The sequence below is a fragment of the Methylomonas sp. BG-2 genome (assembly GCF_057766305.1).
Genome location: NZ_JBYMAP010000131.1, coordinates 1 through 12,064, shown reverse-complemented (window position 1 = coordinate 12,064; position 12,064 = coordinate 1). Strand labels below are relative to the sequence as shown.

12 protein-coding genes are annotated in these 12,064 nt (G+C 56.6%); 10 read left to right on the top strand and 2 right to left on the bottom strand.

Going from position 1 to position 12,064, the window contains the following annotated elements; translation table 11 throughout:
* Positions 1-262 precede the first annotated feature (262 nt).
* From glnL to AC3B8H_RS13385, 4 genes are all read left to right on the top strand, one after another.
* Complete coding sequence (gene glnL, locus AC3B8H_RS13400) at positions 263-1,330, top strand: nitrogen regulation protein NR(II) (protein ID WP_488442047.1); 1,068 nt, start codon at positions 263-265, stop codon at positions 1,328-1,330.
* A 42-nt stretch (positions 1,331-1,372) separates the two neighbouring features.
* The gene (ntrC, locus tag AC3B8H_RS13395; RefSeq protein ID WP_488442046.1) at positions 1,373-2,791 is read left to right on the top strand and encodes a nitrogen regulation protein NR(I); all 1,419 of its coding nucleotides are present in this window, start codon (positions 1,373-1,375) and stop codon (positions 2,789-2,791) included.
* 141 nt (positions 2,792-2,932) lie between these two features.
* Positions 2,933-4,288 carry a P-loop NTPase family protein gene (locus tag AC3B8H_RS13390; protein WP_488442045.1) on the top strand — a complete coding sequence of 452 codons (1,356 nt, stop codon included), beginning with the start codon at positions 2,933-2,935 and terminating at the stop codon, positions 4,286-4,288.
* A gap of 21 nt (positions 4,289-4,309) precedes the next feature.
* Positions 4,310-4,810: a hypothetical protein gene (locus tag AC3B8H_RS13385; RefSeq protein ID WP_488442044.1), complete on the top strand. Its 501-nt coding sequence runs from the start codon at positions 4,310-4,312 to the stop codon at positions 4,808-4,810.
* A gap of 1 nt (position 4,811) precedes the next feature.
* Here the strand turns inward: AC3B8H_RS13385 and AC3B8H_RS13380 are convergent, their stop codons facing one another.
* Positions 4,812-5,612, bottom strand: coding sequence for a DUF2066 domain-containing protein (locus AC3B8H_RS13380; protein WP_488442043.1), 801 nt, complete (start codon positions 5,610-5,612; stop codon positions 4,812-4,814).
* 79 nt (positions 5,613-5,691) lie between these two features.
* Between AC3B8H_RS13380 and purM the strand changes: the two genes are divergently transcribed.
* On the top strand, positions 5,692-6,735 hold the full coding sequence (purM, locus tag AC3B8H_RS13375) for a phosphoribosylformylglycinamidine cyclo-ligase (protein ID WP_488442042.1): 1,044 nt from the start codon (positions 5,692-5,694) through the stop codon (positions 6,733-6,735).
* A gap of 36 nt (positions 6,736-6,771) precedes the next feature.
* Here purM and amrS read toward each other — a convergent pair whose 3' ends face one another.
* Positions 6,772-7,854: an AmmeMemoRadiSam system radical SAM enzyme gene (gene amrS / locus AC3B8H_RS13370; protein WP_488442041.1), complete on the bottom strand. Its 1,083-nt coding sequence runs from the start codon at positions 7,852-7,854 to the stop codon at positions 6,772-6,774.
* Between the two features lie 142 nt (positions 7,855-7,996).
* On the opposite strand from amrS, the gene amrB reads away from it, so the two are divergent.
* From amrB to AC3B8H_RS13345, 5 genes are all read left to right on the top strand, one after another.
* A complete protein-coding gene (gene amrB, locus AC3B8H_RS13365) occupies positions 7,997-8,776 on the top strand; it encodes an AmmeMemoRadiSam system protein B (RefSeq protein ID WP_488442040.1) in 780 nt (259 codons plus the stop codon).
* A complete protein-coding gene (amrA, locus tag AC3B8H_RS13360; RefSeq protein ID WP_488442039.1) occupies positions 8,763-9,320 on the top strand; it encodes an AmmeMemoRadiSam system protein A in 558 nt (185 codons plus the stop codon). Before amrB ends, amrA begins: the two co-directional genes overlap by 14 nt.
* Positions 9,321-9,513: 193 nt before the next feature.
* Positions 9,514-10,980: a glucose-6-phosphate dehydrogenase gene (zwf, locus tag AC3B8H_RS13355; RefSeq protein WP_488442038.1), complete on the top strand. Its 1,467-nt coding sequence runs from the start codon at positions 9,514-9,516 to the stop codon at positions 10,978-10,980.
* Between the two features lie 35 nt (positions 10,981-11,015).
* On the top strand, positions 11,016-11,726 hold the full coding sequence (pgl, locus tag AC3B8H_RS13350) for a 6-phosphogluconolactonase (protein ID WP_488442037.1): 711 nt from the start codon (positions 11,016-11,018) through the stop codon (positions 11,724-11,726).
* 91 nt (positions 11,727-11,817) lie between these two features.
* Positions 11,818-12,064: hypothetical protein (locus tag AC3B8H_RS13345; RefSeq protein WP_488442036.1), on the top strand; the 247-nt coding region annotated here is incomplete at its 3' end.

Sequence of the window (12,064 nt, the reverse complement as noted above, 5' to 3'; positions counted from 1 at the left end):
TCGACCTTACCCGGCTTCGCCGATCCATTGCAACATTGATTTCACCATCCAACCCATAGAGAAAACGGGTATTTTTGAGCTAGCGACATCGTTGTTTAACCCAAAACCGCTCCAATGACGGGCCGACACCCTCTTCATGCTCTGATATGGAAAATCACGCACCAATGCGCCGCCTATCTTAGCAATGCGGCCAAATCTAGAAGCACACTCTGGCGCACATATTGCTGGAGAAAGTTAGCCGACAGGAGAATCTGATACTACCGTGTACAAAAAAATACTCGATCATCTGAACGAAGCCATCCTGCTGTTCGACAGGGACTTGCTACTGACCTACATCAATCCGGCCGGGGAAATACTGTTCGCCGACAGCGCCAAGCATTTGCTCGGCAATCCGGCCCAAAAGCTCTTTAAAATTGGTCATCACGGCTTGTTCACCGACCTGATGCAGCGGCTTCACCAGCACGAACCGCTGGTTGACAGAGAATTGATACTGGAGCGGATGAGTCAATCGATCACTGTCAATCTTAGCGCCACGCCATTATTGGAAGACGGGCAACTGAACGAAATCCTGATCGAGCTGCAGCAGGTCGATAGGCATTTGCGGATTACCAAAGAAGAGCAGCTGCTGGCCCAGCAGAATACCAGCCGGATGCTAGTACGCGGCCTGGCCCACGAAATCAAGAATCCGTTGGGCGGCCTGCGCGGCGCGGCGCAACTGCTGGATTTGGAATTGCACGACCCGGAGCTGAAGGAATATACCCAAATCATCATCGCCGAATCGGATCGCTTGCAAGAACTGATGGATAAGATGCTGGGTCCCAACAAACCGGCCCACAAAAGTCTGCTGAACATCCATGAAATCTTGGAACGCGTCCGACAGCTGGTCGCGGTGGAAGCCGGTAACAACATTAGCTTGGAAACCGATTACGACCCCAGCATCCCGGAACTGTTCGCCGACAAAAACCAATTGATTCAGGCCTTGCTCAACATTGTCCGCAACGCCATCCAGGCAATTCAAACGTCCGGCCGGATCACCTTGAAAACCCGAATCCGCCGGCACATGACGATAGGCCGCAAACGTTACCGGCTGGCGGTGAAGATCGAAGTCATCGACAACGGCCCCGGCATCAAACCCGAATTAATGGGACAGATTTTTTACCCGATGATTACCGGACGCGCCGAAGGTACCGGATTAGGCCTGTCCATCGCTCAATCGCTGATTAACCAACATAGCGGCCTGATCGAATGCGAGAGTGAGCCTGGTCATACTGTTTTCGCGATTTATTTACCGTTAGCCGATAATCTTGGCAAAAAAGCATCGAATCGCTAATTGATGCCATCATCTTAATCTATTGAGTTTTGGAGAGATCTCATGCCACTGCCAGATAAGGTCTGGATTGTCGATGACGACAAATCGATACGTTGGGTGTTGGAAAAAGCCCTGCAAAAGGCCAGCATTGTTACACGCTGCTTCGCCAACGCCGCCGATTTGTTGAAAGAACTATCCAAGGAATTACCACATGTTTTGATCACCGATATCCGCATGCCGGGCATGGACGGCTTCGAACTGTTGCGCAAGGTACAGAACGACCATCCCAATCTGCCGGTCATCATCATGACCGCGCATTCCGATTTGGAAAGCGCGGTATCGGCCTTCCACGGCGGTGCGTTCGAGTATCTACCCAAGCCGTTCGATGTCAACGAAGTGGTCGAAACCGTGCAACGCGCCTGCATCCACAGTAAGCAGTTGCAAAACGACGTCGCTCAAGACCCTCAAGTCAACGAAGAGACCCCGGAGATCATCGGTGAAGCGCCGGCGATGCAGGAGGTGTTTCGAGCCATCGGCAGACTGGCGCGCTCGCACATTACCGTATTAATCAACGGCGAATCCGGCACCGGTAAGGAATTAGTCGCCCGCGCGCTGCACCGGCACAGTCCACGCGCCGAGCAGCCCTTCATCGCGCTCAACATGGCGGCGATTCCAAAAGACCTGATGGAATCGGAGCTCTTCGGCCACGAAAAAGGCGCGTTCACCGGCGCTCAGGCCCGGCGCATCGGCCGATTCGAGCAAGCCAATCACGGCACGTTGTTTCTCGATGAAATCGGCGACATGCCCGCCGACATGCAAACCCGCTTGCTGCGGGTATTGGCGGACAATGAATTTTACCCGGTGGGCGCGCATTCGCCGGTCAAGGTCAATGTACGCATCATTGCCGCCACCCACCAGAATTTGGAATTGCTGGTTGCCCAGGGGCGCTTTCGCGAGGATTTGTTCCACCGACTGAACGTCATCCGCATCCACATACCGCCACTGCGAGAACGTCGGCAGGACATCGGCTTGTTGATGCGGCATTTTCTGTATCAAAGCGCCAAGGAACTGGGTACCGAGGTCAAGTCCTTAAAACCCGAGGCGGAGGCCTTCCTGAGCAACTTGAAGTGGCCCGGCAATGTCCGCCAATTGGAAAACACCTGCCGCTGGTTGACGGTGATGGCGTCCGGCCGCGAGATTCATATTGAGGATTTGCCGCCGGAACTGATGCAAACCGCTACCGAGACCGCCGGCGAAGTGGAGCGAGGCGACTGGGAGAGCCAGTTTCGTTCCTGGGTCAAGCAGCAACTGAATGCCGGCAAGGTCGACATCGCCAAGCAAGCGATTCCTTCGGTGGAAACCTTGCTGATCGAATCGGCACTGACACATACTCACGGCCGCAAACACGAGGCTGCTCAATTACTCGGATACGGTCGTAATACGCTGACCCGAAAAATCAAGGAGTTGGATATCAAGGAATAATCCGCTTACCGCGTCCGGGCGCCCCCGTTACAGGGTCGCCCACCCTTCCCCGCCAGGAATTTTTATCCGTTTAAATGTCGTCGGTGTATACTCCGGCCGATCGATCAACCTCTAGCCACTTATAATAAAGGTTCACAGCACATGGCGGACAAAACGGCAAGCAAATACCTGATAAACTTAGAAAAACAATTCGCGGCAGCCGACCCTGTCCTGCAAAAAACCGCAAGACTGTTCCAGGAGTTGGACCAAATCGAATTCGATATGGGGTTGATCGACGCCGAGGAAAGCACCGCCCGCAAAACGACCTGGTGGCCTGTCATCAGTACGCTGGGCGGCTACTCCCCGGCCAAATCGGACTTCCTGGCCCGATACCTCAACTCGCCGCTCCACACTGTTCGCCATAAATTCACGGTCTTGCAATACACACCGCAAGCCGCCGGCGCCACGCTGCCGGGTACCGCGCTGGACGCCGACCACCGCCTGCCCTTTTACAGAATCGGCCAAGCGATGGAACAAGTCCTGCCCGGAGAGGGCGGCAAACTAAACGGTCATCTGGAGCTGGTGACGGTCAACAGCCCTAAATTGAAAGGCAAGCTGGTTATCGACACGCCGGTGCTGAGCACTACCACCGAAAATGCCGTCACCGCGATGCTGCGCAAATACGTGTTGGATATTTCCGATCTGGTGCTGGTGTTCACCGATTTGTTCGAAGCCGATGCCGAACTGAATAAAGCCGCGCTGGCCGAAATCGTCGCCCAGCAAGATTCCAATAAATTCGTGTTTGTGATCGATCACTCCGAAATCGGCCTGGACCCGGCCAAAAGCCAGGATATCGCCAATGCCTGGCAACGCCGCTTGGCCGAACTGGGCATACACACCGGCCAGTTCGTGGTGTTGAGCCAAAACAGCGATGGCGCGGCGCTCGACCAACGTATCGCCAATTTGGCTAGCGACCGTTCCTACCGAGTGTTGGCCACGCTGCAGGACAGCATCCGAGCCATCGACGACCTGATTCTGCCGGAAGTCGAAGCCTCGCTGACGACCTGGAAAGAACGCTGCAACGCCACGACGCTGATTGTGCTCGGTTTTATCATCATGCTAGCGCTGTTCGCCGAAATTGCCGTCGGCATTCTGGAGCTGATCTTCGACCCGTTCATTGGTCCTGCTATCGCGATCGCACTGATCGCGCTGCTGACGCCGATGCATTTGATCGTCAGCCGGGTGCATGCCAAATTCATCATTAAGCAGTTACATAAACGTCAGAAACAACTGAATCTGACTGAAGATCTGGCGGCATTATTCGAAAAAAGCCAAAGTTTCTGGCGGATGGTGCTGCCGATCACCGACCCGGTCGGCAAAAACAAAAAAAACCGCAAGAAGCTGGCCGGCCTGATCGAACAAAGCAAGGATCTGGTGCAGGCGCTGAACGACCAATTCAGTCACAGCCAGCAAGAGTATCGGCACGACTTGGACGCCTACGCCATCGAGGAACGCTAAACCCGCCACGGTCCCGTCGCCATGGAACTGATCAGATACTATCTCCCGCTGTGCTGGTTAAATGTTTCCGCACTGGAACTGCCCAGTTCCACGCGCTTTTTCAAGCACAACATTTATTTTTATTTCGGCATGGTGTTTTTCATCAAATTCAACATGTCGGACGACTTTGAAACCATCTTCGAAGTGCTGATCGAAACCGGCCTGACCTTGGGATTTATCGCGTTGGTGCTGGGTTTGAACGGTACATTCCAGACTTACGTTCAAGTTGCTAGCGCCATCTTGTTCTGTGAAAACGTGGTGGGGATTTTTTTGGTACCCATCGTATTTTGGGTCACGGTGGCCGAGGACGCGCTGAGCTACTCGGCATTGGCGGTGTTTTTCCTGTGGGATATGCTGATGATCGCCCAAATCTTTAAGGACGTATTGATGATCAACCGGCCGGCTTCGCTGGTAATGTCCTTATTCTACTTTCTGTCCAGCTACGGCGGCGCCTACGGGATTTATAGCCTGATAGCCGGTTAACTCAAGGCTTGACGCCGTAATAGTTGGAAAGCACGTCATAAGCGCCCTGGGCGGCGGCCACGGCCGTCGCTTTCAACGGTTGACAGGGACTGTTCCACTGTTTGATCTTGCCGTCGAAGTAAAACGCCCACTCGCCCTGCCAGCACGCCCCCTTGTCGACGATGCGCCCAGCCATCACCGAGGTCACTTCGTAACGGGCCGACGCCGCCAACAAACCGCGCGAATCGGCGCTCAACACCTGGCTGACCGTGATCCTTTGCTGTTCCTCCAGATCCAACATCGGGAAGATCATCGGAATGCCCTTGACCTTCGCCGCGAACGCCAGCGCGCTCTCCAATTCCGGCATTGTGTCGGCATTGTAAAATTGGCGATTGCCGCCCTGATCGACCACCAGCCAAACCAGGGTTTCCGGGCGGATTTCGCTCCAAATGCCGACATGGCTGTCGCGCATCACTTGCATCACCTGATCCTCGTCGAACTCGATGCGCGCCAAGCGGGCTTCATTATCCATCGATTCGTCGGCGGAAATCAGCGAAAACTGGAATTGCTTGACGTAATTCTGAGCCACGCTCAAGGCCTGCTGCACCGCCGGAATCTTGGATATGTCGTCGGAGACCAGCACCCGGCTAAGCACCGCGTACAAACCTTGCTTGATCACCTGAATCCTATCGTCGGCGGACTGGCCGCGAGCGACCAATTCGATCTCGTACAAGCCCTTGACCTCAACCGCTTCGACCGACGGCGCGATCAACGCACCGGCTACCAACACGGCCCGGCCGACCTTCTTAAATGCTGATCTCACTAGCCCACCCTGACAATGTCACATTTCGGATATAGTACAATATCGGTCGATTCCATCTGAACTTTAAAAGAGGCCAACCTTGAGCGAACAACCCACAGACCGCCTGGATTACAAAAGCGCCGGCGTCGATATCGAAGCCGGCAACGCCTTGGTCGAGCGCATCAAACCGATCGCCGCCAAGACCCGCAACGCCGGCGTAATGGCCGGGCTGGGCGGTTTCGGTTCGTTGTTCGAATTACCGCTGGATCGCTATCGACAACCGGTGCTGGTTTCCGGCACCGACGGCGTCGGCACCAAATTGAAATTGGCGCTCGACACCGGCATCCACCACACGGTCGGCATCGATCTGGTCGCGATGTGCGTCAACGACATCGTCGTACAAGGCGCCGAGCCGCTGTTTTTCCTGGACTATTTCGCGACCGGCAAACTCGAAGTCGATACCGCCGCCAGCGTCATCGAAGGCATAGGCCGCGGCTGCGAACAGGCCGGCGCCGCGCTGGTCGGCGGCGAAACCGCCGAAATGCCGGGCATGTACGCCGACGGCGACTACGACTTGGCCGGTTTTTGCGTCGGCATCGTCGAAAAATCCCGCATCATCGACGGTAGCCAAGTTCAAGTCGGCGACAAACTGATCGGTCTGGCTGCATCCGGCCCGCACTCCAACGGTTACTCGCTGATCCGCAAAATCGTCGCGCGTAGCGGCTTGGCCTGGACCGACTCGGTCAACGGCAACCCCCTGGGCGAAACCCTGCTGACCCCAACCCGCATCTACGTCAAGCCATTGCTAAAGCTGCTGGAAACCGTCCCGGTGCACGCGATGGCGCACATTACCGGCGGTGGTATCACCGAGAACCTGCCCCGCGTCTTGCCACGGGGACTCAATGCCGAGATCGATCTGGCCAGTTGGCAATTCCCGCCGATTTTTCAATGGCTGCAACAACAGGGCAATGTGGCGCGGGAAGATATGCTGGTCACCTTCAACTGCGGCGTCGGCATGATCGTATGCGTGGCGGCCGCCGATGAAGCCGCCACCTTGGAGACACTCGGCCGGCAAGGCGAGACCGCGTTTACGATTGGCGAAATCATCGCCGGCGACGGCAAGCCCGGCGTGGTTTACCGCTGACCGCGCCAACGGCCGGCGCGGGTATCGCCGGCCGACTTACAGACTCACCGCGATCCGTTTGGCGCCCCAATCTCCGGGCGCCGCTTCGAACAGGCCGGCGCAAGCGGTGCCGCAAAAACGGCAGCGACCGGCCGTATCCAGATTCCAATCCGACAACACGTACCAATCCCGACCTATCAACAATTCGCCGCATTGGTGGCAATAGGTGCTTTCAGCCGCCTTATCATGCACGTTACCGACATAGGCGTAACGAACGCCATTCTTGATGGCAATCCGCCTGGCGCGTAACAAGCTCGACGGCAGCGTGCGCGGCTTGTCGGTCATCTTCCAATCCGGATGGAAAGCGGTGAAATGCATCGGCACCTCCGCCCCCAAATGTTCGACGACCCACTGGGTCATCGCTTCCAGTTCGGCTTCGCCGTCGTTCTCGCCGGGAATCAGCAGCGTCGTCAGCTCAAACCAAATCGGGGTTTCGTGTTTCAGGTACAGCAAGGTATCCAGGACCGGCTGTAAATGGCCGCCGGTAATCTTGTGGTAGAAATCCTCGCTAAAGGCTTTCAGATCGACATTGGCCGCGTCCATGTATCGGTAAAACTCGGCGCGCGGTTCGGCGCAAACGTAACCGGCCGTCACCGCGACCGACTTCAAACCCAACTCGCGGCAAGCTTGAGCGGTATCGATGGCGTATTCGTGAAAAATCACCGGATCGTTATAGGTGTAGGCCACGCTGCGGCAACCGCGTTCCAATGCCAGCTTGGCAATGGTTTCCGGTCCGGCCCTGCTCATCAAGGTATCCATTTCCCGGGATTTGCTGATGTCCCAGTTCTGGCAAAACTTGCAAGCCAGATTGCAACCGGCGGTACCGAACGAAAACACCGGCGTGCCGGGCAAGAAATGATTCAGCGGCTTTTTTTCAATCGGATCGATCGCAAAACCGCTGGACCGGCCGTAGCTGGTCATCGCGATTTGACCATCCAGGTACTGCCGAACGAAACACAAGCCGCGCTGGCCCTCGTGCAATTTGCAGTAGCGCGGACATAAATCGCATTGGATTCGGCCGTCGTCGAGCGCATGCCAGTAGCGAGTCGTCACGGTATCGTTGCTGAGGAATGTCGTCATCGCCGCTCTCCTGGAACCCTTGATCGAAAACCACAGTCGCTTGCTGCGGCTATACTGATTAGCGCAAGCCTGAATCACGGCCCAATCCGTTTCGGAGCCTTGCCCGTCTGATCGTATCAATAACAGTTACAAGGATCAGCCCATGAACAGAAAACCCGCGGTGGCCGGCCGCTTCTACCCGGCCGATCCCCGACAATTACACGACGCGGTGGACGCTTATCTGCGAGCCGCCGATCACGGCGATAAGGTACCCAAGGCCATGATCGTGCCGCACGCCGGTTATATCTACTCCGGTCCGGTCGCCGCCACCGCTTACGCGCGCTTGGCGCCGGCCGCCCAACAAATTCGCCGGGTCGTGCTGATCGGCCCGTCGCACCAAGTCGCTTTTCGCGGTTTAGCGGTTAGCCGGGCTCACGCCTATAGTACACCGCTGGGCGATGTGCCGGTCGATCAGGATGCGATCGCCGAATTGTTGCAATTTCCGTTCATCGAATACCTGGAACAAGCGCATACGCTGGAGCACAGTCTGGAAGTGCATCTGCCTTTTCTGCAGACGGTTCTGGATGCGTTCAAAGTAATCCCCATCGTCGCCGGCGACGCCGAGCCCGCCCAAGTCGCAAGCGTGCTGGAACGGCTGTGGGGCGGCGACGAAACCCTGTTGGTGATCAGCTCCGACCTCAGCCACTACCACGATTACGCGACCGCGCGCCAGCGCGACCACGAAACCAGCCGCTTGATCGAAGCGCTCCGCTTCGACGAGATTGTCGGCGATGCCGCATGCGGCAAGATCGGCGTCAACGGCTTGCTGAAGCTGCTGCGCGACAAGGGGCTATCGATCAAGACCATCGATTTGCGCAATTCCGGCGATACCGCCGGCGACAAAGCCCGAGTGGTCGGTTACGGTGCCTATGTCGTTGACTGAAAACGAACGCGGCCGCTTGCTGGCTCTGGCGCGGGCCTCCATTGCCCACGGCCTCGCGCATGGCCGGCCGTTGCCGGTCAATCCGGCTGATTTTCCGGTGAACTTGATCCAGCCGGCGGCGACCTTCGTGACGCTGGAATTGTCCGGCCGGCTACGCGGGTGCATCGGTCGCCTGGAAGCCGCGCGGCCGCTGGCCGAAGACGTCGCCGAGAACGCCTATGCCGCCGCTTTCCTCGATTCCCGCTTCCCACCGGTGACGGCGGCGGAATCGACCGGGCTGACTTTGCATATTTCGGTACTGAGTCCGCCCGAACCGCTCTTTTTCAAATCCGAAGCCGACCTGATCGCCCAACTTCGGCCCGGCATCGACGGTCTGATTCTCAGTGATGCCGGCCGCCGCGGCACTTTTCTACCGTCGGTATGGGAGGAGCTGCCGGACCCGGCCGAGTTTCTCCGTCATCTAAAACGTAAAGCCGGCCTACCGGCCGATTACTGGTCAACCACTATGAAAATCCAGCGCTATACCACCGAAATGTTTGGCTGAAACGCCGCGACCGAGCTATCGACAAACCCAGCAAAATCGCGACCTCCAGCCGAAAGCCTTGTTTGGCGCCGGTCTGAGCCATTATAATGGGCGCATTTTCGCCACGATGCGCGGCCGGCTGTTTCAGAACGACGAGCCGAATCAAACGCCGGGTCGGTCGGCGACCACACTCTCTTGGTTTTCGGTACCCTCAATGAAAAACAATTCCTATAAACCCTGCGACCTGGTGATCTACGGCGCACTGGGCGATTTGTCCAAGCGCAAATTGCTGATCTCGCTATACCGTCTGGAAAAATCCAATCTGCTGGAACCGGATACCCGCATCATCGGCGTCGATAGGCTGGACGAAACCAGTGCCGGCTTCGTCGAAATCGCTCACAAAAGCCTGCTGGCTTTTTTGAACAACGCGATCAACGAAGAGATCTGGCAGCGCTTTTCGCAGCGTCTGTCGTATTTGAAAATCGACCTGACCCAACCCGACCAATACCGCCTATTGAATGCCGCGGTCGATGCCGAAAAGCGAGTGATGGTCAATTATTTCGCGGTCGCGCCGTTTCTGTTCAAAAACATCTGCCAAGGTTTGCAAAGCTGCGGCGTGCTGACGCCGGAATCGCGGATGGTGATGGAAAAACCGATCGGCAACGATTTGAAATCGTCCAAGGAAATCAACGACGTCGTCGCCGATGTCTTCCACGAGGACCAGGTTTACCGCATCGACCATTACCTGGGCAAGGAAACGGTACTCAACCTGCTGGCGCTACGTTTCGCCAATTCGATCTTCACGACCAACTGGAATCACAACACGATAGACCATATTCAAATCACGGTCGGCGAGGACATCGGTATCGAAGGCCGCTGGGAATACTTCGACAAGACCGGCCAGCTCCGCGACATGCTGCAAAACCACTTGCTGCAAATCCTGACCTTCGTGGCGATGGAACCGCCGGCCGACTTGTCGGCCGAAAGCATCCACATGGAGAAAATCAAGGTCTTGAAGTCGCTGCGGCCGATCACGGTCCGTAACGTCGAGGAAAAAACCGTGCGCGGCCAATACACGGCCGGATTCATCAAAGGCTCGGCGGTGCCCGGTTATCTGGAGGAAGACGGCGCCAACAAGGAAAGCACCACCGAAAGCTTTGTGGCGATTCGGGTCGACATCGATAACTGGCGCTGGGCCGGCGTGCCGTTTTACATGCGCACCGGCAAGCGCATGCCTAACAAACGCACCGAAATCGTCGTCAATTTCAAGCAACTGCCGCACAACATTTTCAAGGACAGCTTCCGCGAACTACCGGCCAACAAGCTGGTCATTCACTTACAGCCCAACGAAGGCGTTGACGTGGTGATGTTGAACAAGGTGCCGGGCATCGACGGCAACATCAAATTACAGCAAACCAAGCTGGACTTGAGCTTTTCCGAAACCTTTAAGAAAAACAGTATCTTCGGCGGTTACGAAAAGCTGATTCTGGAAGCCCTGCGCGGCAATCCAACGCTGTTTTTAAGCCGCGAGGAAATCGAACAGGCTTGGACCTGGGTCGACTCGATCCAGGACGCTTGGGCCCACAGTCATAGCGCGCCCAAATCCTATCCGGCCGGCAGTTGGGGGCCGATCGCATCGGTCGCGCTGCTGGCCCGCGACGGCCGCGCTTGGGAAGAATAATTACACGCATCACACCCATCGAGAGTTTTAAGATCATGGTTAGAGAATTCTTTTTTGAAAACCGCGCCCACCTGCTGACCGCCTTGTCGGCCGAATGTCAGGACGTTTTGGCCGAAGGCATCAGCAAACACGGTCTGGCCACGTTGTTGGTTTCCGGCGGCACCACCCCGGCACCGCTCTATGAAGCATTGTCCAAAGCCGACATGAACTGGAAAAAAATCCGGATCGGTCTGGTTGACGAACGCTGGGTCGACGATCAACACGCCGCCAGTAACGAAGCGCTGATACGCCGCAGTTTGTTGATCAATAACGCTAAAAATGTCGAATTTGTCGGCATGAAAAATTCGGCCGCGACCGCGGCCGCCGGCCAAGCCGAGACCGAAATCCGCTACCGCAGCCTGCCCAATCCGTTCACGCTGGCGATCGTCGGCATGGGCGCCGACGGCCACACCGCGTCGTTGTTCCCCCACGCCGAAGGCTTGGCCGACGCGTTGCGCGAGGACAACGACCAATTGACCGCGGCGATCAACGCCACGCCCAGCGAAATCACCGGACCCAATACCGAACGCATGACGCTGACCCGCAATGCCTTGCTGAACACCGACCGCATCATTATCCTGTTCACCGGCGAGGACAAATTGGCCATCTTCGGCAAGGCCCAACAGGACGGCCCTATCGAAGACATGCCGATCCGGGCGTTGTTACACCAAGATAAGGTTCCGGTGGAGTTGTATTGGGCGCCGTAACCTGAACATCTGCAATTCGAATCCGGCAAAGGGGTGAGCGGTGTATAGTGAAAATCTGAAAAACGACGCGCTTTTGATTTTTAAGGCCGTCATGACCAACCAGATTGCCCGGCTTGCCCCCGGCTACTACGTTAAGCTGACCGCTCAAACCGGACGGGGTAGCGACGAGGGTCTTAGCACCGACATCGCCGATTACTTCCTGGCCTGCGTCACCGATTATGCGCGCGAATGGGGAATGGACGAAACAAGCTTCGGACGATTCATCCAAGGTAAAGACGTACTGGAGTACGGGCCGGGCGATATCCTAGGGGTTGCGTTGATTTGCCATGCCTTCGGCG